This is a genomic window from Wolbachia endosymbiont of Rhagoletis indifferens (assembly GCF_048537595.1).
In the GTDB taxonomy this organism is placed as follows: domain Bacteria; phylum Pseudomonadota; class Alphaproteobacteria; order Rickettsiales; family Anaplasmataceae; genus Wolbachia.
On the sequence record NZ_CP175923.1, the window covers coordinates 568,365 to 593,139 of the forward strand.

28 protein-coding genes and 2 pseudogenes are annotated in these 24,775 nt (G+C 36.7%); 21 read left to right on the forward strand and 9 right to left on the reverse strand.

Features of this window, described 5'->3' with window-relative positions; genetic code table 11:
• Positions 1-30: 30 nt before the first annotated feature.
• On the reverse strand, positions 31-867 hold the full coding sequence (locus ACJZL1_RS02845) for an AAA family ATPase (protein ID WP_419247471.1): 837 nt from the start codon (positions 865-867) through the stop codon (positions 31-33).
• 341 nt (positions 868-1,208) lie between these two features.
• Positions 1,209-1,928 (reverse strand): annotated as a pseudogene (locus ACJZL1_RS02850) (ATP-binding protein); the annotation flags it as partial.
• 236 nt (positions 1,929-2,164) lie between these two features.
• Between ACJZL1_RS02850 and ACJZL1_RS02855 the strand changes: the two are divergent.
• The 19 genes and pseudogenes from ACJZL1_RS02855 to ACJZL1_RS02945 form a co-directional block, all read left to right on the forward strand.
• Positions 2,165-2,890, forward strand: a pseudogene (locus tag ACJZL1_RS02855) (phage portal protein); the annotation flags it as partial.
• Entirely contained in the window at positions 2,887-3,972 is a 1,086-nt protein-coding gene (locus ACJZL1_RS02860) for a S49 family peptidase (RefSeq protein WP_419247472.1), read from the forward strand. The pseudogene ACJZL1_RS02855 and the gene ACJZL1_RS02860, both read left to right, overlap by 4 nt.
• Before the next feature lie 179 nt (positions 3,973-4,151).
• Entirely contained in the window at positions 4,152-4,520 is a 369-nt protein-coding gene (locus ACJZL1_RS02865; RefSeq protein WP_419247473.1) for a head decoration protein, read from the forward strand.
• 44 nt (positions 4,521-4,564) lie between these two features.
• Positions 4,565-5,569, forward strand: a complete 1,005-nt coding sequence (locus tag ACJZL1_RS02870; protein ID WP_419247474.1) for a major capsid protein — start codon at positions 4,565-4,567, stop codon at positions 5,567-5,569.
• Positions 5,570-5,662: 93 nt separating this feature from the next.
• On the forward strand, positions 5,663-5,968 hold the full coding sequence (locus tag ACJZL1_RS02875) for a head-tail joining protein (RefSeq protein WP_419247475.1): 306 nt from the start codon (positions 5,663-5,665) through the stop codon (positions 5,966-5,968).
• Positions 5,969-6,487: a phage tail protein gene (locus ACJZL1_RS02880; protein ID WP_419247476.1), complete on the forward strand. Its 519-nt coding sequence runs from the start codon at positions 5,969-5,971 to the stop codon at positions 6,485-6,487.
• A gap of 3 nt (positions 6,488-6,490) precedes the next feature.
• Positions 6,491-6,967, forward strand: coding sequence for a hypothetical protein (locus tag ACJZL1_RS02885; protein ID WP_419247477.1), 477 nt, complete (start codon positions 6,491-6,493; stop codon positions 6,965-6,967).
• Positions 6,954-7,418, forward strand: coding sequence for a phage baseplate assembly protein V (locus ACJZL1_RS02890; RefSeq protein WP_419247478.1), 465 nt, complete (start codon positions 6,954-6,956; stop codon positions 7,416-7,418). Before ACJZL1_RS02885 ends, ACJZL1_RS02890 begins: the two co-directional genes overlap by 14 nt.
• Before the next feature lie 8 nt (positions 7,419-7,426).
• Positions 7,427-7,681 carry a PAAR domain-containing protein gene (locus ACJZL1_RS02895; protein WP_419247479.1) on the forward strand — a complete coding sequence of 85 codons (255 nt, stop codon included), beginning with the start codon at positions 7,427-7,429 and terminating at the stop codon, positions 7,679-7,681.
• 2 nt (positions 7,682-7,683) lie between these two features.
• Positions 7,684-8,019: a GPW/gp25 family protein gene (locus tag ACJZL1_RS02900; RefSeq protein ID WP_419247480.1), complete on the forward strand. Its 336-nt coding sequence runs from the start codon at positions 7,684-7,686 to the stop codon at positions 8,017-8,019.
• A gap of 2 nt (positions 8,020-8,021) precedes the next feature.
• Positions 8,022-8,831, forward strand: coding sequence for a baseplate assembly protein (locus tag ACJZL1_RS02905; protein WP_419247481.1), 810 nt, complete (start codon positions 8,022-8,024; stop codon positions 8,829-8,831).
• On the forward strand, positions 8,831-9,991 hold the full coding sequence (locus tag ACJZL1_RS02910; protein ID WP_419247511.1) for a phage tail protein: 1,161 nt from the start codon (positions 8,831-8,833) through the stop codon (positions 9,989-9,991). Before ACJZL1_RS02905 ends, ACJZL1_RS02910 begins: the two co-directional genes overlap by 1 nt.
• 166 nt (positions 9,992-10,157) lie before the next feature.
• Entirely contained in the window at positions 10,158-10,715 is a 558-nt protein-coding gene (locus tag ACJZL1_RS02915) for an ankyrin repeat domain-containing protein (RefSeq protein WP_419247482.1), read from the forward strand.
• Between the two features lie 177 nt (positions 10,716-10,892).
• Positions 10,893-11,465, forward strand: coding sequence for an ankyrin repeat domain-containing protein (locus tag ACJZL1_RS02920; RefSeq protein ID WP_419247483.1), 573 nt, complete (start codon positions 10,893-10,895; stop codon positions 11,463-11,465).
• A gap of 7 nt (positions 11,466-11,472) precedes the next feature.
• A complete protein-coding gene (locus ACJZL1_RS02925) occupies positions 11,473-11,604 on the forward strand; it encodes a hypothetical protein (protein WP_419247484.1) in 132 nt (43 codons plus the stop codon).
• A gap of 203 nt (positions 11,605-11,807) precedes the next feature.
• On the forward strand, positions 11,808-12,035 hold the full coding sequence (locus tag ACJZL1_RS02930) for a hypothetical protein (RefSeq protein ID WP_265026498.1): 228 nt from the start codon (positions 11,808-11,810) through the stop codon (positions 12,033-12,035).
• Positions 11,944-13,599: a recombinase family protein gene (locus ACJZL1_RS02935; RefSeq protein WP_419247485.1), complete on the forward strand. Its 1,656-nt coding sequence runs from the start codon at positions 11,944-11,946 to the stop codon at positions 13,597-13,599. The genes ACJZL1_RS02930 and ACJZL1_RS02935 overlap by 92 nt, the downstream gene beginning before the upstream one ends.
• Positions 13,600-13,774: 175 nt before the next feature.
• Complete coding sequence (locus ACJZL1_RS02940) at positions 13,775-15,283, forward strand: recombinase family protein (protein ID WP_419247486.1); 1,509 nt, start codon at positions 13,775-13,777, stop codon at positions 15,281-15,283.
• A gap of 24 nt (positions 15,284-15,307) precedes the next feature.
• The gene (locus tag ACJZL1_RS02945; RefSeq protein ID WP_419247219.1) at positions 15,308-16,264 is read left to right on the forward strand and encodes an IS5 family transposase; all 957 of its coding nucleotides are present in this window, start codon (positions 15,308-15,310) and stop codon (positions 16,262-16,264) included.
• A 22-nt stretch (positions 16,265-16,286) separates the two neighbouring features.
• Here the strand turns inward: ACJZL1_RS02945 and ACJZL1_RS02950 are convergent, their stop codons facing one another.
• From ACJZL1_RS02950 to ACJZL1_RS02975, 6 genes are all read right to left on the reverse strand, one after another.
• Positions 16,287-16,922, reverse strand: a complete 636-nt coding sequence (locus ACJZL1_RS02950) for a hypothetical protein (RefSeq protein ID WP_419247487.1) — start codon at positions 16,920-16,922, stop codon at positions 16,287-16,289.
• Positions 16,882-17,424 (reverse strand): ankyrin repeat domain-containing protein, encoded by a 543-nt coding sequence (locus tag ACJZL1_RS02955; RefSeq protein WP_419247488.1) that lies wholly within the window; start codon positions 17,422-17,424, stop codon positions 16,882-16,884. The genes ACJZL1_RS02950 and ACJZL1_RS02955 overlap by 41 nt, the downstream gene beginning before the upstream one ends.
• Before the next feature lie 194 nt (positions 17,425-17,618).
• Positions 17,619-19,526: an excinuclease ABC subunit UvrB gene (uvrB, locus tag ACJZL1_RS02960; RefSeq protein ID WP_419247489.1), complete on the reverse strand. Its 1,908-nt coding sequence runs from the start codon at positions 19,524-19,526 to the stop codon at positions 17,619-17,621.
• Between the two features lie 101 nt (positions 19,527-19,627).
• The gene (locus tag ACJZL1_RS02965) at positions 19,628-20,392 is read right to left on the reverse strand and encodes a cytochrome c1 (protein ID WP_265035121.1); all 765 of its coding nucleotides are present in this window, start codon (positions 20,390-20,392) and stop codon (positions 19,628-19,630) included.
• Positions 20,392-21,621, reverse strand: a complete 1,230-nt coding sequence (locus ACJZL1_RS02970; RefSeq protein WP_419247490.1) for a cytochrome b — start codon at positions 21,619-21,621, stop codon at positions 20,392-20,394. Before ACJZL1_RS02970 ends, ACJZL1_RS02965 begins: the two co-directional genes overlap by 1 nt.
• A gap of 95 nt (positions 21,622-21,716) precedes the next feature.
• A complete protein-coding gene (locus tag ACJZL1_RS02975) occupies positions 21,717-21,941 on the reverse strand; it encodes a DnaJ domain-containing protein (protein WP_265021766.1) in 225 nt (74 codons plus the stop codon).
• 184 nt (positions 21,942-22,125) lie between these two features.
• On the opposite strand from ACJZL1_RS02975, the gene ACJZL1_RS02980 reads away from it, so the two are divergent.
• The gene (locus ACJZL1_RS02980; RefSeq protein WP_419247491.1) at positions 22,126-22,701 is read left to right on the forward strand and encodes a NifU family protein; all 576 of its coding nucleotides are present in this window, start codon (positions 22,126-22,128) and stop codon (positions 22,699-22,701) included.
• Positions 22,698-23,921 (forward strand): histidine--tRNA ligase, encoded by a 1,224-nt coding sequence (gene hisS / locus ACJZL1_RS02985; protein WP_265025775.1) that lies wholly within the window; start codon positions 22,698-22,700, stop codon positions 23,919-23,921. The genes ACJZL1_RS02980 and hisS overlap by 4 nt, the downstream gene beginning before the upstream one ends.
• A 24-nt stretch (positions 23,922-23,945) precedes the next feature.
• Here hisS and surE read toward each other — a convergent pair whose 3' ends face one another.
• Positions 23,946-24,698, reverse strand: a complete 753-nt coding sequence (surE, locus tag ACJZL1_RS02990) for a 5'/3'-nucleotidase SurE (protein ID WP_265025776.1) — start codon at positions 24,696-24,698, stop codon at positions 23,946-23,948.
• Positions 24,699-24,775 lie beyond the last annotated feature (77 nt).

Consider the following 24,775-nt stretch of genomic DNA (forward strand, 5'->3'; position numbering starts at 1 on the left):
AAATGTCCCCATAATAAAATTGAAAAAGAATCAGCTATTCCATTGGTCCACAAACTGCCAGCGACCATCTATCTTATCGACAGTCTTGCGCAGAATATGTTTTCCATTACGTAACTCAAAAACTATTTGACATGCGGTTTGTTCTTTTCCGTTTTCTTCTCTGTTTTCTTCATCCTTTCGGAACATCACCATTCCTGTGGTGTAAAACCCTCTTAAAGACCCAGCACCGCTTAAACCTTGAAATGGATCCTCTTCTAGCATTTTCCTAGGTAATTTTTTCGTATGATGGGTCAAAATTATTCCAGAATCTGGATTGATAACGTTTCTCAGTTTTTCAAGTGTTTTTTGTAGAAAGAACAACATAGCGCTGTTATCGTTCTCATTACCATATTCACCTGAATTAAAGATATTTCGTAGAGGATCTATGGCGATAATATCTGGCTTGAAACTTTTTTCCTCCAGAGAGTTTTTTATTTCATCTATCTCTTCACTACTAAACGATAGTTGTACTCTTGGCGTGATCATGAAGTTGTTTGCACCAATATCCAAAAGCTCTTTATCAAGTTTTAACTCCTGTAGACGCTCTTTTAAATATCCATCATCAATTTCAGTCTGCAGACAGAGAACTTTCATAGGCTGACTGGGAATCATACCCAGAAATGAAACGCCAGCCGCCATGTGCATTAACCACGAAATTAGAAAATCGCTTTTACCAATTTTAGGTGGCCCGCCAAATACCAACAAACCCCTTGGAGTTAATATCCTTGGGTAGATGATGTCTTCTGGGATTGGTGTTGGGTCACTTAAATACTCTTTTACGCTGAAAAAAGGGACTTTTTGACCAATAGTGAAAATGTTTTGTAGCATAGTTATTCTCCATTAAGCAGCAGTAGAAAAGGCTTTGGCTTTAATTTTCGTAAGTAATTTTCCCAGATGCGGCTCTTCAACCATATCAAGGCATCCACTTCGATCTTTAGCAGGGTATCCCATAAGTGTTGAAAGTGCTATAAGTGGCATTATATAAGGTGGTTAACGGCATAAATTTCAATGGTAATAAAATAAATTAAAAAAGCGCCTTTTTGCCTGTGGTTAGAAGGTTTAAGCGAATTTTCGACGTGGTTTATCTGCTTTCCCAACAACGAAGGTTGATATCAAGAGGAGATTTACATACCATTAATCACCTTGTGTGATTGCACTTTCAACACTTATGCAGGGTATCCCCAGGAATTAATCGTCTGACAGACAAATGAACGTACTTCTGTACCATTATCTTTTTTGATCCCAACCATGCTGATTACTTCATCAACAATTCCAGGAATTTCACTGGCAGTTTTTGCTCCTTCACATTGAGGCAGCCAGGTCGAACGATTGCAATCATCAAGATACTGACCTAATGTACCAACTATGATGATGTCTTTATCCCGAATATGCTGAAACTGATTGAGCCAAGCCATCATCTCCTGAGCAAGTAATCCGTAGGCAGCTCTTTTGTCTTCTCTTCCTGATCTATCAGAAAAAGCTTCAGGTTGCATCCTTGCCCATGAAAGACATAAACGTGATGCTACAGTGATACTATCGATAAAAATGCAATGATATTTAAAAAACTCCGAAGAAAGATCTTTGTACTTGCCAGACACATGCTCATAGTGCCTTTGACTATATGCTTGATCAGACTTCAGTGCAGGATTTGGCCCACCAATAAGACAAGCTATATCTCTTGCCTCATTCCAAGTGCGCATATTGATTGAATCTCCTTTCCAGTCTTGCACAGCTAAAAGTCCTGCTTCAAAATCAAGACAGAGTGTTGTCGACTCATCGAGAGTTTTAAGTAGACTAGTTTTGCCGATTCCATAAGGTCCAAAGATTACCATTTTTACACCTGTTACTGTTTTTACTCTTTCTTCGTTACTTATTATTTTTAGAGTCATAATCTCCCCCTATGTTTTATATACCGGAATGGTTCTCTGTTGTCGGAGGTTCTAGAAAACTTTTTTTGTATGTCGTCTTATTCTTCTGAGAATGTCATAGACTGTTGTCCTTGCTATTCCACGTATTTCAGCTACTTCTGGAACACTGAAGATTTCTAGCTGTCTGCATAGAACTTGCCATTCTTGAGGTAGTGTTGAGACAATGTAATCAAGATCACTACGGTCTGCTATTTCATCTTCTAAAGCTCTATGAACTTGATCAATATGATGATGCAGAGCTGGTAAGAAAGAAAACAGCAGCGATGTTTGCAGGGTTTATTACGAGACTTGATCCTGAAGCGAACATCATGGGAGAAGGAGAGAGTAATGAACAAGGGGTAGCATTATCTGGTCTTGAACCTGGGACTATGCAACTTTTAGACCCGGGAGAGGATATAAAATTTTCAGAACCATCAGATGTTGGGGGAAGTTATGAAGCATTCATGAAACAGCAGCTCAGAGCAATAGCAGTAGGCATGGGAATAACTTACGAGCAGCTAACAGGAGATCTAAGTGGTGTCAATTATTCATCAATAAGAGCTGGGTTAATAGAGTTTCGTAGGAGGTGCGCGATGTTACAGCATAACGTGGTAGTATTTCAGCTTTGCCGGCCAGTATGGGATAGGTGGCTAGAATTAGCACTACTCTCTGGAGAACTGGACATAGGTGAAAATTGGGCAAAAGAAACAGCAAAAGAGGTAAAATGGATACCGCAAGGGTGTGCTTACGTAGATCCACTAAAAGACCAGCAAGCACAGCAAATGGCAGTAAGGAATGGGTTTAAGAGCAGGTCAGAGGTGGTTTCGGAACTTGGTTATGATGTAGAAGAAATCGACCAGGAAATTGCTGAGGATCAAAGGCGTGCGAGTGAATTGGGCTTAAGTTTTGATTCTGATGTAAATTCTAATACCGAAGTAATATGACAACACAAATGACTTTGCTGAACAAGCCAATGATGATAGAGGCGAGAAGTTTTGAATTACTGTCATTACATGCAGCAAAACACCCTACGTTTAAAAACATAAAACACTCTGTAAAGAACGACGTAGAAAAAATAGCAGTAATACCGATAAATGGAATCTTGACGAAAAAGTCAGAGGTTTTTGACGATATTTTAGGAATGACATCATATGAGAAGATACGTGAAGAGATAGAAAAAGCTTTAATAGATGAAGAAGTAGAAACAATAATTTTGGATATAGACAGCCCTGGAGGAGAAGTAAACGGTTTATTTGACCTTGCTGATTTTATCTACAGTGCAAGAGGAAAAAAGAGGATAATAGCGATAGCAAATGATGATGCATATTCTGCAGCGTATGCGATAGCGTCAAGTGCTGAAGAAGTATTGGTAACGAGAACATCAGGAGTAGGAAGCATAGGAGTAATAGCAAGTCATATAGATCAAAGTGGATTTGATGAAAAGCAAGGGATAAAATATACAACTGTTTTTGCTGGAAGTCGAAAGAACGATTTAAATCCGCATGAGCCAATAACGTCTGAAAGTCTGGAAAGCTTACAAGAGGAAGTAGACCGCCTATATGAGATGTTTGTCCAGCTTATAGCACGAAACAGAAATTTGTCCACGGAAAAAATCAAATCAACGGAAGCAGGGCTATATTTTGGTGAGAAAGCAATAGAGATTGGACTTGCTGATGGAATCACAACGTTTTCTGAATTTATAGATAATTATAGGAGAAATAATATGACTAAAACTGAGATAAAAGAACAAGCAATAGATATTGATGAGCAAGGAAGATGTTTAGGGTACGAGAGCTGCCGTAAAGAAGTATTAGAGGTGATAAGATTATGTAATTTATCAAAGATGCCAGAGAAGATAGGAGAATTTATCGAACAGGATGTCAATGCAAAACAAGCCCAAGAGATATTAATGTCGATACTAGCAGAGAGAACGAAGAAGACAGAGATTTTGAGTACAATACCACAAAGTACACCGGAAGACTTGATGATGCAGGTAGCGAAAGCTCGAGCAAAATCTGGCACCTAAATTTTGTTTTTTATAACCGCCGTATATAACGCTAACATACGCGGCGGTAAACAAAATAGCTAAAACACGCCAGAATAGAGCAATCTATTTTTTACCGCGGAATCATAAACGCCGCGGTAAACAGGCTATATCGCCCGTTAACAAAAGTGGCGAAAGTAGAAAATAAAGGAGAAAAATTTATGAGTTGTATAACCGAACAAAATAACCTTGGTGACCTATTAAAGTATGAGGCATCAAATCTATATTCAAGAGACCAAATAACAGTAGCAAAGGGGCAAAACCTAAAGCTTGGTACGGTTGTTGGTCGTGATAAAGATGATCTAATTAAAATTATAAATGCAACGGCCACAGATGGCACGCAAACAGCGATAGGTGTAATAACAAGTGATGTAAACGCGAAAGAAAATACCAAAGCAGTAATCATTACACGTATAGCGATGCTAGCAGATCATGCGGTTGTGTGGCCAGCAAATATCACTGAGGAGCAAAAAGCTGCAGCAATAAAGCAACTTGACGCACGGGGTATCATCATCCGCAAAGGTGTCTAAACTTCAACTCAACTTAAATTAATAGGGAAAACAAGGGGAAAAACATGCAAAATCCATTTACAAATCCAGCATTTAGTATGACGGAATTAACTAAAGCAATAAACATATTGCCGATAAATTATGGTCGAACAGAAAGCTTAAATTTATTTCCAAGTAGATCAGTAAGATTTCGACATATTACGATAGAAGAGCAAAACGGAGTATTGAGTTTATTACCAACGCAAGTTCCGGGAGCGCCTGCAACAGTGGGAAAACGTGGAAAACGAAAAATAAGAACATTTACGATACCACATATTCCCCATGATGACGTAGTGTTACCCGAGGAAGTGCAAGGGATAAGGGCATTTGGGTCAGAAAGCGAACTTACAGCACTGGCGAGTGTAGTAACAGATCACCTGGAGTTGATGAGAAACAAACACGCGATAACGTTAGAACATTTGCGGATGGGAGCATTGAAAGGGATTATTTTGGACGCTGATGGCAGTGAATTATTGAATCTTTATAACGAATTTGAAATTACACCAAAAGTAGTAAATTTTGCGCTGGGAACAGCAACCACCGATGTAAAGCGTAAGTGTCTGGAAGTATTGAGGCATGTTGAGGACAACTTAAGTGGTGAATATATGACGGGGATTCATGCGCTGGTCAGTCCTGAGTTTTTCGATGCATTAACTTCTCATACCAAGGTAAAAGAAGCATACGAGAGATGGCAAGAAGGAGCAGCATTAAGGAACGACATGAGATCAGGATTTACGTTCTGTGGAATAACATTTGAGGAGTATAGAGGGCAAGCAACCGACCCTGAAGGAATTGTGAGAAGATTTATAGAAAAAGATACGGGACACTGTTTTCCACTTGGTACAGCAAGCACATTTACTACTTACTTTGCCCCAGCGGACTTCAATGAAACAGTAAATACACTAGGGCAACCGTTATATGCAAAACAAGAGCCAAGGAGATTTGATAGAGGAACTGACCTTCATACCCAATCAAACCCTTTGCCGATGTGTCACCGTCCAGGAATATTAATCAAAGTCGTTGCAGCATAACAATACTGGTAGAGCAACTACAAAGTATGAGACTGCTCTACCAGTATGCCCCTTCTTAGCGTGCATGTAGAGGTTAGTGCATAAAAGCAAAAGATGCAAGAAAATATTAAAAGGTTATTGAAAGATTGTTTTGCACATCTGGGAGAGCAAGCGTTGTATGAATCAAAGGATAAGTCATACAAGGTACAGATATTAAAGCAACAGCCAGATAAATTATACGAGATTGGTGAAGGACAATTTGTCGGGGAGATGGTTTTTCTTGAGGTGAGTATATTCGATGTATTGCAGCCAGTAGTAGGAGATATCTTTATTATTGGTAAGCGTAAGTACAAAGTATATTCACCACCACTTAGGGATAATTCAGGAATATTGTGGAAAATTCAAGCATCAGGGATGTAGATGCGTATTAACATCGAAGTGACCGGTAGCATAGAAAAAGTTATGCAAAGCATAGATGCAGAGAAAGCGAAAGTGGAAAAAGCGACGGTGAGGGCATTAAACAAAACAGCACTATGGGTAAGGTCACAAACTGTCAAACAAGTTAGCGAAGAAAAACAAATACCAAAAAAAGCAATGAGAAAAAAGTTAAGTGTGGATAAAGCAAATAGAAAGCGTTTGTGGTCTATAATAAAGCTTAGTTCGCAGTGGATAGGAGTAGCAAAACTTGGGAGTATAAAACAGACAAAGATAGGAGCAAAGGTAGGAAGCCGTACGTATGAAGGAGCATTTATAGCAACAATGAAAAATGGTCATATAGGAATATTCAAAAGAAGGTATACCACGTCTTTGCCAATAGATGAAATTAAAATAAATACCCATGCTCGGGAAACAATGAAAGAGTTAGTTGATAATGAAGTAGAAAGAGTATTTGAGAAGTATTTCGACCATGAACTTAATTTTATTTTAAGAGGATCATAACGTATGTTTTGGAGAGATCTACATCAGAAGATTTGCACAACGCTAAAGGAAGAGATACAAGCGATACAGACATGTGAAGTGTATAGAGCAGAACGTCGGGAAATAATAGCGCCAGCAGTGTTTGTAGAGCTTGCAAGTTTAGAACCAGGAAAAGACCCTGGGACAGAGGAATTAGCACTGAGGGCAAGATTTGAGGCGAGAGTGGTAGTTGATGGAACAGTCGAGGATTCCTCGATAGTTGTGAGAGAATTAGCAACAGAAGTTGCAAGAGTTGTGAATAAAAATACTTGGGACGTGGAAAATGTTTCAGCAGGTGAATTTATATCAGCAGGAGGAGATGATTTTAGGCCAGAGTTGGATGCGTATTTAGTGTGGATGGTGGACTGGGTGCATGAGTTGCATCTTGGTAAATCTATTTGGGAAAAGGGAAAAATTAAGGCACATAGAATAAACGTGGGAAATATAAATGTTGGACCATAATTTTGCGATTGCAGAGCTAAATAGAAGGCTAGCGAACATTATTCGTATAGGTCTAGTTAAAGAAGCAGACTATGAAAAAGCGAGAGTGCGGGTAAAGGTAGGAGAATTTTTAACCGATTGGCTTCCGTGGGTAACGGCAAGAGCAGGAGAAGATAGAAGTTGGTTTGCGCCGAATATTGATGAGCAAGTAATAGTATTATCGCCATATGGAGAGTTGTCATTAGGGGTGGTGTTACCGGCAATATATCAGGAGAAATATCCGCCTCCGGAGAATAAAAAGGAAATAAATAGTGTAAAATTTCAAGATGGAACAAAGTTTACATACGATAAAGATAAACATCATTTAGAGATAGATGTAGTAGATAAAATAACGCTAAAAGTTGGGGAATCAAGTATAGAAATGACAAAGGAAGGAATAAAACTTAAGGCACAAAGAATAAATCTAAATTAGGAAAAGGAATGAATAAATCAGTTATATGTCTAGGAGATCACTGCGGGGAAGCGTTGCCGCATTTTTGTATAAGTGGAAGCAGAGATATATTTGTAAACGGAAGACCAGTTTGTCGGCAAGGAGATAGTTTTACAGAAGGTAAGGTAATGGCACAAGGGTCAAAAACAGTGTTTGCTAATAGTCATGGTATAGGAAGAGTTGGGGATTCAGTATCTTGTGGTTTTAAGGTAGTAAGTGGAAGTGAAAACGTGTTTGCGAGCTAAAAATGCGTGGGATGAGCAATAAAACTGGAAAAGAGCTAGAAGGAATAGAACATTTAAAGCAATCAATAGTTAATATTTTAACTACTCCTATTAATAGCAGAATAATGCGGAGAAATTATGGGTCGAGGTTGTTCGAATTAGTTGACAAGCCAATCAATAGGGATTTTACGCTGGAAATTTTCTCGGCCACAGCAGAAGCTTTACAAAAATGGGAGAGAAGGTTTAAATTAGAGAAAGTGAAGATAACAGACGTAAAAGAAGGGAGAGTAACATTGGATTTAGAAGGTGTCTATCTTTCAGAAGGTAAGTTCATAAATATTAATGGAGTAGTTGTTTAAAAATGCAGCAGCCAGAGATAATTGAAAAACTGAGCTATGAAGAAATATTCTCGAGAATGAAGGAAGAGTTAGTTCTTCGTGACCCAAGCTTTACTGCTCTTATTGAAAGCGATCCAGCGATAAAGATCTTAGAAATAGCAGCATGGCGAGAACTTTTGCTCAGAGAAAGAATAAACGAAGCAGCAAGGAGCAACTTACTGAAGTTTGCAAGGGGAGAAGAACTTGATAATTTAGCTGAGTTTTATGGAGCAGAGAGGGAGAACGAGGAAAGGGATGAAAGTTTTAGGAAAAGAATTGAAGCGAAAATTATAGGATGGAGCACAGGAGGAAGTAAAGAGCATTATAGGTTTCAAGCACTGTCAGCAGATAGAAGAGTAAAGGATGCGCTAGTTGAATCAAAAGTGCCAGGGAGTGTAGAGATTTCAATTTTATCCACAGAGTTATCCACAAATGGCATAGCGTCTGAAGAACTACTTAATATTGTAGGAAAGCAAGTCACCAGGGATGATATAAGGGTATTAACAGATACGATAACAGTAGTTGGTTGCAATATTATTGAAATAGATATTCACAGCAGAATTAGTATTAAAAGACCAGACATTATTGAAACAGTGAAGAAGAAATTTATAGAAAAATTTGAATCAACGAAAAGATTGGGATGGAGTGTAACAAGGTCGTGGATTATAGCAAATCTATTTATAGAAGGAGTGGAAAACGTGGAATTAATAGAGCCAAGAAAAGATGTTGTGGTACTGGGGAATGAGTGCGTTTGTTTAGGCAAGCTAGAAATCGAATTAATGGGCAAAAGCTAATGTTACTTCCACCTAATAGCACAAAAGAAGAAAGAGCCATAGTAGAGGCTATCGATTACAAAGTTGATCCAAGCAGGATAAGAGGATTTAAGTTTAATTCTAAAGATGAAATACTACCGTGGATAATAGAAGAATATGGATTGGGGGAAATTCTGCGTTGGGTAAAAGACAAAGGAAAGGCGATAAGAGAAGGAATAAAATTTCAGCGTTTAAGAGGAACACCAGCGTCACTGAAAATAGCATTAAAATGGGCAAATATAGAAGATATTACAATTATTGAAGAGCCACCTGGAGAACACTTTTTTGAATTACAGATAGGGATAAAAGATGTTCCGAACGACTTCTTCGTAGATGCAGTAGTAGAACTAGCAAAACTATCACTACCTGCAAGATCGAGGCTAATGAGGATTTTTAACGATCACTACAATATTGGCAGGTTCATTTTAGATGAGAGTTTTTTTGGCAGCTTATTATCAGACTACTCTGGTACAAAGATCGAAAAAGATGGACCAGTGTTATCATTTGGGAGAGTAAATTTTTTCAGGTCTCATGGTCCAGTTATTAGGATTGTAGAAAACTATCTACGCGATCATTATGAACGAGCTTTAAGCAATGACATATATCGCTTGGATGTAGCAATACTTGGAGAAACAGAGCCTCATACTAAGAACTATAACGGTATTTATGAAAGGAATCATTTGTGGTATAACTTCAAAGCGCTATATCCGCTACCACAGAGCTTATTACCGGCAATTAAGTTTGCTAAAGCGCAGATAGTATTATCGGACAGTTGGAGTTTAGGAGAAATAAACGCATGTTTTCCGGTTACTAGTATAGAAGAGGAAGGGGATAAATTTTTATTGGGAAGTAGCAAACTATCTGAACAACTGTGGAATTTAAAATACAAGCCAATTTTAGAAAGGTTTAGCGTTACTCACCACTACAAGGTAGAAGATTTTACCAACCAGAAAGTTATAAGATTTGGTTTAGCAGAACACAATGTTCATTTTGAAAGCGATTTAGATTCAGAGCAAAAGGATTCAATACATGAGTTAGAAAGGTACATTTTAGTGTTTTACCCAGGTGTACTAACATGGCACGAACATCGTCACTTGAACAGGTCTTGGGAAGAAAAACAAGTTATATGTTTAATGAGTTAAATACATATATTTATATCTTCACATAATACATTAATATTAGGTTAAAATATGTGAAATAAACAAAAAAGACTTGCCTTTTTATACTAAAACACGCATAACTTAAATAGTAGCAGGTAAACATAAGAAATTTATCTTGCGCTAAAAAAGCTAATTTTGTGAGGTACATATGCTGTTCAATTTAAACAAAAGACTAGAAAAATTAAAGGAGAATTCATTTTGTGGAATAAATGAAAAAGACGCAGCAGGTTGCACAATATTGCACCGAGCAGCACAAGTGTCAGACCCAGAAGTAATAAAGTTACTGATAGAAAAGGGAGCAAAAACAAATATAGAAAACAATAGCGGAGAAACGCCATTACACCTAGCTGCATTTTATGGAAAGGTAGGGAATGTAAAAGTACTGTTGGAAGAAGGAGCAGATGTAAATGCTAGAAACGGAAAAAGAAATACGGCATTACATTATGCAAGCCTAATGGGATATGAAGAGACGGTAAGGGAGCTAATAAAAGGAGGGTCAAATGTTAATACTGGGAACTGCATAGGAAGGACCCCCCTACATGAAGCAGTATTTATGAGGGAAATAGGGAACGTGAGGGCAATATTAGAAGCGGGAGGAGATGTAAATGCGAGAGACCAAAAAGGATATACACCAATAGATCTAGCATATATGGCAAAGACTGAGGAGATAATAAAAGAGCTGTTATTTAACAAATTAAAGATATAGATTCATATCTTAATATAATATGCGGAAAAAATGTGTATATTTTGTAAAAAAAAACTTGCTTTTTATGCTAAAACAGCCCTAAGTGAAAAAGTAGCTAGTAAACAAACAAGATTTGCTAAGCGCTGAAGTGAGCCAAATTGGAGCCACTTTATATTACATTAATAGCTGAGGAACGTTATGGTAAAATTTAGTAAGAAAGAAAGAGAAGAATTTAGTAATTGGTGGAAAGAATTATTAGAGAGCTCATTTGAAAATATTAATAAAAAAGACAAGAAGGGAAAAACAATATTGCATTATGCAGTGGGAATTTTAGATCCAAAAAAAGTGAGGTTATTAATCAAAAAGGGAGCAGATGTAGATGCAGCAGATGCCGGGAAATATAGACCACTACACCTAGCAGTCATGGGGCAACGTCTAGAAAATACAAAAGAGCTGATAAAGGCAGGAGTCGATGTAAACGCAGTGGAACGAAATAGCAAATTTGCCCCGTTACACCTTGCGTGCATGGTAGCAAAGATAAAAATAGTAGAAGAGCTAGTAAAAGCCGGAGCAAATGTAGAGCAAAAGGATAAATTTGGCAAGACCCCAATGGATTATGCGAGAAATAATAAAGAGATAAAAGAAGTGTTAGAGAACGTAAAAATCGCAAATAAACAGAGGGAGTTTATAGAAAGAATAAGGGTTGTATCGGAAAGTACGGCAGCAGGTGTGATAGTGGCAAAGGAAGAGCTTGTGGATGAAAAAATTTAGAAGGGCTGTGGCTAAGAAAGAGGTAATTATGGGAAAAAGGGAAGTTTTATCATTGGAGGGAAAAAAGTTGGTAGAACTGAGGAAAATATGGAAGGAGTTGTTTGAGGGAAAAGGCACAAGAAAGAGCTTATGGATGTAAAAAAGAAGCTTGATAATTTGGGAGAGTGCTTAATTGATGAAAGATAGCGGAGTGCAGCTATGTGTTTCTAAAATTTTGCATAAAAGTAAAACAAAACGAAGGTTAACAGTTGCGTCTTTTTCGCAAGAGTAGCTGATAAATGGATTTATGGAAAAAGGGAGTGGTCAGGCTCCTGAACTACAAAAACATTTACAGGAGAAACTATGAGAAAAAGAACGTTAACTGTGACCTGTCGATATGAGCCTGATGAGTTAGCAGATAAACGCTTATCGGATGTATACGGGCAACTGATAGAGAGATTAATAAAGAGAAAAAAAGAAAATAGAGAGAAAGAAACAAATGAAAGTAGTGAGTTTATATGCGAGAGTATCATCAGAAAAGCAAGCACAGAAGGGAACAATAGAGAGTCAAATAGCGGAGTTGGAGCGTAGAATTAGTGAAGATGAGCACAAGCTACTAAATGAGTATAGATTCATAGACAATGGGTATAGTGGATCAGATTTAGAGCGTCCCGGTTTAGATAGGTTACGCGATAAAATAGGAAAAGGAGAAATTGATAAAATTTATATTCATTCACCAGATAGGTTATCACGTAACTATGTATACCAGATGATACTGCTGGAAGAGTTTGAGAAAACAGAAGTAGAGGTGATCTTTTTAAATCACAGGACAGATAAGAGCCCAGAGTCAAGCCTACTATTACAAATGCAAGGAGCAATAGCGGAATATGAACGAGCGAAGATGATAGAACGGTATAGACGAGGGAGGATCAGTACGGCAAAAAAAGGCAGTGTCAGTGTAATAGGCAAAGCATCTTATGGTTATCGGTACATAAAAAAGGGTGGAATAGGCGAAGAAGGGAAATTTGAAATTAATGAAGAGGAAGCAAAAGTAGTGAGAGAATTGTTCATGTGGGTAGGGGAAGAAAGAATAAGAACTATAGAGGCAATATGTAGACTAAAAGAAAGGTCAATAAGAACACAAACAGGAAAAGAGAGGTGGAACCGAAGCACCATCCAGCAGATATTAAAAAATCCTGTATACAAAGGGCAAGCAGTGTATGGCAGGACTAAGGTAGGCCAAGTAAAACCAAAAGTAAGGCCACAACGGAATGCTGGTAGGCAGAAAAGTTATTCTATGTACTCTCAAGATAAAGAGAATTGGATTTATATTGCAGTACCAAGAATAGTTGATGAAGGATTGTTTAATGCAGTACAAGAACAACTGGCTGAAAATGGAGAAAGAGTGAAAAGACAGAAAAGGAGAGCAGCGTACCTGCTACAAGGTTTAACTGTGTGTCAACGCTGTAGATATGCTTATTGCGGTGCATCTACTATAAATAGGAGGGGAACCTACTATCATTATTATTATCGTTGTATTGCTCCAAGTTATAAGGAAGCATGCGGCAATAGACCGGTGCAAGCAGATGCATTAGAAACAACTATATGGAAAAAAGTAAAAGGTATATTGAAGAAACCAGAAAGGTTGATAAATAAATATCAACGGCACCTGCTAGGAAGTAAAGAGTTGCTATTGGAGGAAGGTCTTGAGAGGGAAGAAAGCAAATTAAAACGAGGTATTTCTGGGCTGATTGATAGTTATGCAAGTGGGTATATAAATCAAGAGGAATTCGAGTTAAGAATCAAAGGAATGAAACAGCGTTTAAAAGAAAAGGAAGAGGAAAAGAAAAGGATAAAAGATAAGAAAGAGGTACAGGAAGAGTTGACTAATATAATAGGTAACATAAAGGAGTTTTATTCTGGGATAAAATTAGAGCTAGATCAATTGGATTGGTTAGATAAACGTAGTGTAGTAAGGAAGTTAATTGAGAGAATAGAGATTAACGTTGATAATATAACTCTAGTATTTCGAATAAAAGAATTTGTTACCCAAAATAAACAAAATCAAGATATACAAGCTATCAGAGAAAGAATTGCACGACCAAAAAGCGAGTACGGCGCAGCAATTTATGATAGAAATAGGCAAGGTCAATAAAAAAGAATTGATATAGTAGATGGGGAAAACAAAAGTTGCATTTGTAGGAAAAATTGTAAGACAGAATTAGAATAGTCAGTTTTTCACAGAAAAGCTCCTAACTGTAAGAACAACAAACCGTCAAAAGCTGTTATGAGTCTAGTGTGAGAAGTTAAAGGAGGAAAGAAAGGGACAAATGAAAGTAGTGAGCTTATATGCAAGAGTTTCATCGAAGAGGCAAGCACAAGAAGGAACAATAGAAAGTCAAGTAGCTGAGTTGGCAAGTAGAATTAATGAGGATAAGCACGAGCTACTAAATGAGCATAAATTCATAGATAATGGGTATAGTGGATCAAAATTAGAGCGCCCTGGTTTAGATGAATTACGTGATAAAGTAGCAGAAGGAAAAATTGATAAAATTTATATTCACTCACCAGATAGGTTATCACGTAATTACGTACATCAGATGATATTGCTGGAAGAATTTCAAAAAGCAGGAGCAGAGGTGATCTTTTTAAACCATCAGGTTGGTAATAGTCCAGAATCTAATTTACTACTACAAATGCAAGGAGCAATAGCAGAGTATGAACGAGCAAAGATTATGGAGAGGAATCGCCGAGGAAGACTGCATGCAGCAAGAAAAGGCTGTGTAAGTGTAATGGCTGTAGCGCCTTATGGTTATCGATACATAAAGAGTGGCACAACAGGTGAAGAAAGGAGATTTGAAATTAATGAAGAAGAGGCGAGAATAGTAAAAAAACTGTTCATGTGGATAGGTGAAGAAAGAGTAAGCATTAATGAAACAATACGTAGGCTAAAAGAAAGGTCAGTAAGGACACAAAAAGGAAGAGAGATGTGGAACCGAAGCACCATCCAGCAGATATTAAAAAATCCTGCGTATAAAGGGCAAGCAGCATTTGGTAAAACTAAGTCAAATCCAGCAAAACCAAGAGTAAGACCACAAAGAAATGCTGGCAGCCAGCAAAGGTGTTCTCTTACTTATCCAAGTAAAGAGAATTGGATTTACATTCCAATACCAAGGATAGTAGATGAGGCATTATTTAATGCAGTGGAAGAACAACTGGCTGAAAATAGAGAAAGAGCGAGAATACAGAAAAGGAAAGCAGCGTACCTGCTACAAGGTTTAATTGTGTGTCAACACTGTAGATATGCTTATTGCGGTGTGCGTGGTGGGAGTAAAAAAAAAGGAGGGATTAACTACTATTATCGTTGTAGCACCATATATGCTTTTAGCAGTAGTGTTAGGGGAATATGTAACAGTAAACCGGTCCATGCAGATGTATTAGAGATGGCTATATGGGAAAAAGTAAAAAGCATATTGAATGAGCCGGAAGGGATGATGAATGAATACCAACAAAGACTGGAGGGAGGCAAAGAGTCACCATTGGAGCAAGATCTTGAGAGGCAAGAAAGCAAATTAAAACGAGGCATTTCAAGGCTGATTGATAGTTATACTAACGAGTACATAAATCGAGAGGAATTTGAGTCAAGAATCACAGAAATGAAAGGACACTTAAAAGAAGTGGAAGAGGAAAAAGAAAGGATGAAAGATCAGAAAGAGACACAGCAAGAGTTTGCAATTATCATAAGCAGCATAAAGAAGTTTTCTTCCGGAATCGAGTCGGCTTTGTTGCATAGCAACCGAAAAAATCTGGTGGCTACTGACAAAATTCATTATAAATAACCATTTAACTGTTGAAGAAAAAATATGCCACAGAAAATGAAAGTCAGTAACCAAAACGAATATAACAAATTCCTTGAAAAAAGGGGAAATATTTTTCGTTACATCGATGAAGCTATCGAAAATTGGTATGAAAATAGTCCAAAAATGCAGGGCGGCAACAATATTTACAGTGATAAAGTCGTAATTTTGGTGCATATAATTGTCAATCTTTTTAGAATTGGTTTAAGACAAACGGTGGGGTTTATAAAAGGATATCTGCAACAAATAGGAAAAAATTTGGCAGTTATCAGCTATTCACAAGCATCAAGAAGGTTTAAAAAACTTAATATTAAGATAAATGATTGCAGGGTTGATAAAAGCAACATGGAAAATATTGAAATTATCATAGATAGCACAAGTATCAGCATTTACAGTAACACTCCTGGCCACAGTAAGGAAAACAGTGCAGATAGAAAGTACCGAAGCTACGAGCAAGTAAGAAAGTTACATGTTATGTTAAGTGTGAATAGTAAAAAAGCTATAGCTGCAAGATACAGTAATGGCGTCTACTCTGACCACTATGGAGCTTGCGATTTGCTTGAAGAAGTTAATTTTCAGCACAAAATAAAAGCATTATATGCAGATAGGGCATACGATAGGCACAAACTTTATAAATTGTGTAAGAAATACGATATAAAGACAAAAGTTCTACCAAAAAAGGATGCAGCAGAACATTCAAAAATAGATTATATGTCTGACAGAAATGCTGCTATTAGGTTAATAAAATTATATGGACAAGATGGTGTAAAAGAGTGGAAAAAGGAAGCAATTTATGGAAAGAGATCTTACATAGAAGGATTTTTCTCAAGGTTGAAGCAAGTATTTGGATTTAGCTTTAGGAATAAATCTGAAGTAAATCGTGAAAAAGAATTACTAATTAAGTGCTATTTGCTCAACAAATTCACTGATATTGGTATGGCTAAATTTGAAATCATTACATAAATTTGTCGTAAACCATCACTGCTTAAGGTGCTATGCAACAAAGCCATCCATAATCTTGTGCTAGATCGGTATTACCGAAGAAAAATTCTTGTCTTGCTTTTCCACCTTTTAACAATAACTTGTTAGTGATGCTTTCTATGATGCCTGAAACTTTATCTTCATTGTCATCGTCTTGGTCGGAGATACCATCAGACTGCCTTTCACGCGCTCCAGTTTCATCGCGTAGTTTCAAATTATTACTACTAAGAACATCGTCTATTTCTTTAAATATTAAATTTGTTACAGTTTCTTTATCATCTTTTTCATTGTCATCACTACAACTTGAATTTAACCTTATTCCTTCCTTCAAGTACTCATCTACTATTTTCTCAATACTTTCTAGAATATTTTCTTCAGATTCTTGTTTATTTTGTGCTGTCATACCTCTTATCTCCTCACAAAACTTATCAATTAGCTCCTGTTCATCTGTAGTTAATGGTATTTCTAGCTTCGCTAACAGTGAGTCTTCTAGAAAAAGATAATCACTTGAACTACAGCTCGAATCCTCGTCTTCTGGGTCACAATCACTCGGTTCAGTAGAAATTGTTTTATTATCGTCACCGGAGCTATTTGAACAATCATCTACCGAACCCATCAGGTGTTGTTGAATTCCCTTCATTTTCACGAGAATCATCTGAATAATAGTCCGAATCCTCTTCTGTGTTACAATCACTCAATTTAACAGACTCTATCTGACTATCATCACCAGAGCTATTTGAACAATCGTTTCTTTCACCTACCGAACTATCAGGTGTTGCCGGATTCCCTTCATTTTCATAAGAATCATCTAAATCATAACCCAAATCCTTCAAAGCTTGACGGCACTCATGTTCAGTAACATATTCAAATGGAGTCTTTCCACTTTGATCTCGCATATTTGGATTAGCTTTTATTACTTCTAAAAAATACCCTATACCGTCAATATCGTTACGTTCAGCAACGTAATGTAACAGAGTTTTTCCATTTTGGTTCTGTATATTTGGATCAGCTCCTGCTTCTAGAAGAGAAATTATATATTTAATATTATCGGAACTATCTAATAGACCTCTATTGCTTGCCAACTCATTTAAAATGTTACGTAATTCTTCATTTAATTCCTTGTTTGGTACCCCACCATGCATATTCTATAACCATTACTCACTAATTCTTCAGTGATTACTGTAATATATAGATAAGTCAATAAAAAAATACACCTTTCCTTCTTCAGTTCTAAAATATTGTCAAAAGGCTCAAAAAGATGAGTTAAAGTAAGAAGGAGAATAGCAGGTTGTTTACACTTTCATGCTATGCCCATAGCATCATATATTACTTAACCTTACAATAATTTTTTTATTCTTGCTGCTTCTTCAAACTCTAAATTTTCAGCATGCTCTATCATTTGCTTTCTCAAGTCATCCTTATTAGTATTTACTTTTGGTTCTGCTATTGCCCTCTCCTGTAAGGTGTTTGATATAGGTTTTATTATAGTCTTTGGGACAATATTGTGCAATATATTATGTTCTTCTTGTTTTTTTCTTCTTCTTTCGGTCTCTCTTAATGCACGATCTAAAGAACCAGTGATTTTATCTGCATATAAAATTACTCTACCTTCAGCATTACGTGCAGCACGACCGATCGTTTGAATTAATGAAGTTGCCGATCGCAAAAATCCTTCTTTATCAGCATCCAAAATTGCAACCAACCCACACTCTGGAATATCAAGACCTTCCCTCAGTAAGTTAACACCTACTAGAACATCGATTTCTTTAGATCTTAATTTACATATAATTTCTATTCTCTCCAGCGCACCAATATCAGAATGCAAATAACTCACTCTCATATTCAATTCACTCATATATTCAGCCAAATTTTCAGCCATTTTTTTCGTCAATGTAGTGATCAAAACACAAAATCCCTTCCCTATTGTCACTTGTGCCTCATGAATTACATCATCAATTTGACTCTCTATTGGTTTCACAATGCAGATTGGGTCTGTAAGCCCTGTTGGACGGATAACTTGCTCTATAAATACATTATTGGTCTTTGCTAACTCATACTTTCCGGGAGTGGCTGAAATGTAAATAGTCTGCGGCCTAACTTCCTCCCACTCTTCAAATTTTAATGGACGATTATCAAAAGCGGAAGGGAGCCTGAAGCCATAGTCAATCAATTTCTTTTTACGCGCCTCATTACCACTGTACATCGCACCAACCTGAGGAACGGTGACATGACTCTCATCAACAAATAAAATTACGTCTTTGGGTAAATATTCAAACAAAGTAGGCGGTGGATCCCCAGCTTCCATTCCATAGAGATAACGCGAATAATTTTCAATACCTTTACATATTCCTGTTGTTCTCATCATTTCGATATCAAAATCAGTGCGTTGCTCGAGGCGCTTTGCTTCAATAATCTTGTTTTGCGAGTAGTAATAATCCAAGCGTTCATGCAGCTCTTTTTTGATTAGCTGAGCTGCCTGCAACAAGGTCTCACGTGATGTAATGTGATAGCTATTTGGAAAAATGGTGATTTTATCTATGCGTTTGATAACATTGCCGGTCATAGCATCAATTTCAAAAATTTCTTCTACTTCATCGCCAAATAACGATAAACGCCAAGCTTTACTTTCATAATGGGAAGGAAATATATCAACAATATCGCCGCGCACTCTAAAATATCCTCTCTCAAACCTGGCATCAGAGCGCTTGTATTGGAGATCAGTTAAGTTGCTCAGGAAATCATTAATACGAATTTCATTTCCAACACTAAGCGTTATGGTCATGCTGAGGTAGCTTTCAGGCGAGCCAAGACCGTATATACAGGAAACACTGGCAACTACGATCGTATCCCTGCGCTCCAAAAGGGAGCAAACGGCAGAATAACGCAGCATGTCAATTCTTTCGTTGATTGCGGAGTCTTTTTCGATATAAGTATCAGTTTGTGGCAAATAGGCTTCGGGCTGGTAGTAATCATAATAAGAAATGAAGTATCCAACAGCATTATTGGGAAACAATCCTTTCATTTCCTCATAAAGCTGTGCTGCTAAAGTTTTATTGTGTGCCATAATTAATGCAGGCCTATTTGTTCTTGCAATAACATTTGCCATAGTAAAAGTTTTCCCAGAACCAGTAACTCCAAGCAAAACCTGATCTCTTTTATTGCTATTTAGCCCTGCAATTAAGCCATCGATTGCTTGTGGTTGATCTCCATCTGGTTGAAAATGTGTAGTGATTTGAAATTCCATGAGTTCTACCTACTATGTTTTCATAATGTGTTTATTATTGTATAATACACTTGCTAGTGTAAATAAGGTATGAAAGTGAATGTAAATAGATGTAAGAAATTCTATTTTTTCCTTTTATAGAGTTTGCTCCAAACTTTATTGTTAGTTAATACAAAAAACACTGTTAAAATTATAAAATACGCCACTACTTTTAATCCAAGTTTATGCCTGCGCTCTAATTCTGGCTCTCCTGCCCATTGTAAAAAATTTACCACGTCATATGCCATATTTTCAACTGTGGCTTGTCTTGCACCATCATATTCCACCATTCCTTCAGAAAGTGGTGGCGCCATAGCTAATCTGCCTGTTGGAAAATACGAATTAAAATATAAATCATTTTCATCGTGTTCGCCGTTTTGATAGCCTGTTAACAGTGAATAGACATAATTTGCACCATCATGCCTTGCTTTAATAATTAACGATAAGTCTGGTGGAACAGCACCATTATTGCTTGCTGCAGCTGCTTCTTTTGAATCAAAAGGCGCAATAAAATAGTCTGAAGGTACTCCAGGTCTGTCAAACATTTCACCCATATCATTTGGGCCATCTTTAACTTGGTAAGAAGCCGCAATCTGTTTTACATCTTCTTCAGAAAAACCGATGTCTTGCAAATTACGAAATGCTACTCTATTCATTGAATGACAAGCAGCACAGACTTCCTTATATACCTTGTAGCCACGTTGAATTGATTCTCTATCGAAAGACCCAGTAATTCCATCACATTTCCAGTCCATTTTTTTATTTGGTGATGGTTTAAAATCTTCTGCATACACAAAATTAGTAAGGAATAATGCACAAAACACAGCCAATATATTTTTAACCAGCATTATTTCATCTCCGGCACAGAATCACTTAAGGTTTTTGGTGGTTCTTCTGGCTTTTCATATTTACTAAGCAGTGGTAAAATTATTACAAAGTATGCAAAATAATAAAGAGTGGATAGCCTACTCATAGTGATGTAAGGCTCTTTCACCTCTTGTCCTCCAAGCCAGGCAAGAAGTGCAAAATTTATTGCAAAAACCCAAAAAAATTTCTTGAATACCGGGCGGTAAGCACCACTTTTAACTTTTGATCTATCAAGCCAAGGTAACAGAAACCAAACTAAAATAGATGCAAACATAGTAAGCACACCAGTAAGTTTATCTGGAATTGAACGTAGCATTGCATAAAAAGGTAAAAAATACCACTCTGGCACTATATGTACCGGAGTTACCATAGAGTCAGCTTCTATATAATTGTCTGGATGCCCAAGATAATTGGGAGCATAAAAAACAAATGCAAACAAAGCTACAAAAAACAGACCAAAAGTTATGCAATCCTTGACTATATAATAAGGATAGAGAGGAATGGTATCCTTATCTGATTTTACCTCCACTCCACTTGGGTTACCAGAGCCAAACCTATGCAGAGCTATCACATGAAGCATAGCTAAAGCAATAATAACAAAAGGCAGAAGATAATGCAGAGCGAAAAAACGGTTAAGTGTTGGGTTATCCACTGAAAAACCACCCCATAACCATATAACTATTTTATTGCCAATTAAAGGTATAGCAGAAAATAAGTTGGTTATAACTGTTGCGCCCCAGAAACTCATTTGTCCCCAAGGCAATACATATCCCATAAAGGCAGTTGCCATCATTGCAAAAAATATAAATATACCAACAAACCACACCATCTCTCGTGGCCTCTTGTAAGATCCGTAATATAACCCACGCATTATATGAACATAGACTACCATAAAGAAGAGCGATGCTCCAACAGCGTGAGTGTAGCGTATTAACCACCCGTAATTTACATCTCGCATTATGCGCTCTACACTATTAAACGCATAATCAACATGCGGAGTGTAGTGCATAGCAAGAAATATGCCTGTTATTATTTGTAAAATCAGCGCTATACCAGCCAAAGAGCCAAAGTTCCAAGCATAATTTAAGTTTTTTGGCACTTGGTAAGAAGCAGTGTGTCTTAGAAAAGAAAATATAGGCAGTCTATATTCTATCCACCCTAATATGCCTTTTTCTTCTTTTATTGTTTCTTTTTTGTTATCTTCCTGCATAACTTAAAGTTTTTTGAATATTGCTATCTTTAACTCATTTTATTGTAGCAGCTTATCCTCTACGCACAATAAAAAGTTTAAAGTAATACTAATTACTACTTCTTCAGCAACCTATCACGTGCTGCGTTTAATTTTTGCGCAAAATATTCCGAGCCTCCTTTATCTGGATGAACTAACTTCATTAAATTTTGATATGCTTTATTGATTTCATTTTGACTGGCCTCAGGATTCAGCCCCAGTATCTTTAATGCTTCATCTTTGGACATGTTATCACCGGTGTAATTTTCAGTACAACTTCTACTGCTATTAAATTCGTTCAAAAACTTACTCAATATAGAGTTCATCATGAAACTTACGTTATTTTTTTTTGTCAGGAAGAGAAAAAATACAAAAACACTAGGCAGAATAAATGTAATCACTATGAATATCAGAAAAAGGAAAAAGATGAATGACATGTATATTTTTTTATCATTTTATGATTAAATAGTAACAATTATAATCGTCATGGTAAATAACATGTTCATTCAGATTGAAGAAACACCTAATCCAAACACACTGAAATTTCTTCCTGGATTTGCAATTCTAAACGAAGAAGAAACGGCTGATTTTTCAAATGCAGATGAAATAAAAAACTCCAAGTTAGCAGCAAATCTTTTTCAAATAGAACATGTGGTAAGAGTGTTTTTTGGTCATGATTTTATTTCAGTAACAAAATTGGGTGGAATTAATTGGGATACATTAAAAGTAGAAATTTTAACTACAATCATGGATCACTTTACTTCAGGTGGAAAAGCGCTAGATAAAGAAGGAGTGAATGATCCAGATGAAGAATTTTTTGATGAAAGTGATATAGAAATTGTAAATAGAATAAAAGAATTGATGGAAAGTTACATCAAACCTGCAGTTGCTCAAGATGGTGGCGATATCAAATTTCGTGGCTATAAAGATGGAATAGTTTATGTTGAGTTACAAGGAGCTTGCTCTGGATGCCCAAGTGCTGCAATTACCCTCAAGCAAGGAGTGCAGAATATGCTGAGCTACCACATACCAGAGGTTGCAGGTATAGAGACCACACTATGACTAATCAAACGGTTAGAGGAACAAAAGATCTCCTGTTTGATGAATGGTACAAGTTTAAACACATAGAGCAAATAGCAAGCAGAATCTCAAGTCTATATGGCTTTTTGCCTGCTCAAACTCCGATATTTGAATATACGGAAGTTTTCACAAAGACTTTAGGTGATAGCTCAGACATCATCAATAAAGAGATGTACACCTTTAATGATAAAGGAGGAAAGAGCATAACTTTACGTCCTGAGTTCACTGCAGCGATTGTCAGGCTACTCATTGAAAAAAAACTGCAAACACCGATAAAATTATTCTCAACAGGACCTGCATTTCGCTATGAAAGACCTCAAAAGGGAAGACAAAGGCAATTTCATCAGATAAATTTTGAGATTTTTGGCATAGAAGATCCAAAAGCTGATATTGAATTGATATCACTCGCTCAGCACTTACTAACTAAATTTGGCATCAATAAAAATGTAAAGCTGGAAATCAACTCTTTAGGTGATGGTGAAACAATAACTAAATATAGAGAAGCTTTGATCTTATACTTTACAAAGTACCAAAATGATCTATCAGAAGATAGCAAAAATAGGTTGATCAAAAATCCACTCAGAATACTAGATTCTAAGGATGAGAAAGATAGATTAATAATCTCTGGTGCACCTAAAATCAGCAATTATTATACGAAAGAGTCCTCAGATTTCTTTGAACAAATACTAAATGGATTAACAATTCTTGATATACCTTATACCGTAAACAATAAACTAGTTCGAGGTTTGGATTATTATTGCCACACAGTGTTTGAGTTTGTCACAGAAGATTTAGGTGCACAAGGGGCAGTTTTTGCCGGTGGAAGATACGATAATCTAGTATCTTCAGTAGGTGGAAAACACACTCCAGCAATAGGATTTGCAGGAGGTATTGAACGCATAATGGAGTTAATCAATTATTCTCCGAAAGAAGAGCGACCTATTTACCTAATTCCGATCGGCAGAGAGGCTGATGAACATGCTCTAACACTTGCAAATGAATTGCGCAGAAATGGTTTATATGTAATCTATGAATATAGCGGAGCGCTTAAAACCCGAATGAAAAAAGCAAATCAAGCAAATGCTAAAGCTGCCTTAATTTTTGGTAATGAAGAATTGAGTAGTAAAACTTTAAAGATTAAAAACATGGATACAGGTGAAGAAAAAATAATTGCTCGCGATAACACAATAGAAAACATCTAATTAGGAGCAATGCAAATGTTTTTCTCAGTCAGCTATAGAAGAAAATTCGTCTGCACAAGAATTTTTCATAGCATTCAATGTATCATAATCTGTAAAATCTAATTTTACTGGTGTGATAGTAATAAATCCTTCTTTTATTTTATTTACACTACCACTGCCTGAGTGCTCTCGAGACCAATTTAAGCTAAAAGAGCCATTCGAATTTTCAGTAAAAGTTAAATCCCCATCAATGTTATATTCACCTTGTTCAGCAAATTCTACTCCTTTTACTTTTTCCGTAGCAGGAAAATTTACACTCATCACTATGTTTTTAGGCCAACCAACCTTAACTAGCTTGGCAATAACCTTTGGTGCAAAAACCTTTGTATTGTGCCAGTCTATTTTATCATGATAAACTTGGCTCAGCGCAATAGAAGGTATAGACCTTGCAGCACCTTCCATTACAGCACCAATTGTTCCTGAATAACAAATATCGTCCCCGACATTTGATCCAATATTTACTCCGGACAATATTAAGTCTGGTTTTTTATTCATAACTTTATTTAGCGCAATAATGACACAATCTGCAGGAGTACCAGACACACTAAATTCCCTTTCACTATGTTGTTTTATTCCAATAGATTGTTTCACTGGATAATCAAGAGATCTTGCAGCCCCGCTTCTATCAGTATCTGGTGCCACTATCCATATTTCTGATGCAAAATTCCGTGCAATCTCTTTGAGTAATTTTATTCCTTCACTTCCAAAGCCATCATCGTTTGTTATCAATATTATCATGTACAATACTCAGCTATACAGTTCCAAATTATGTAAATCACTGGCTGTAAATAAACTCATAAGGCTTTAGGTTTCTT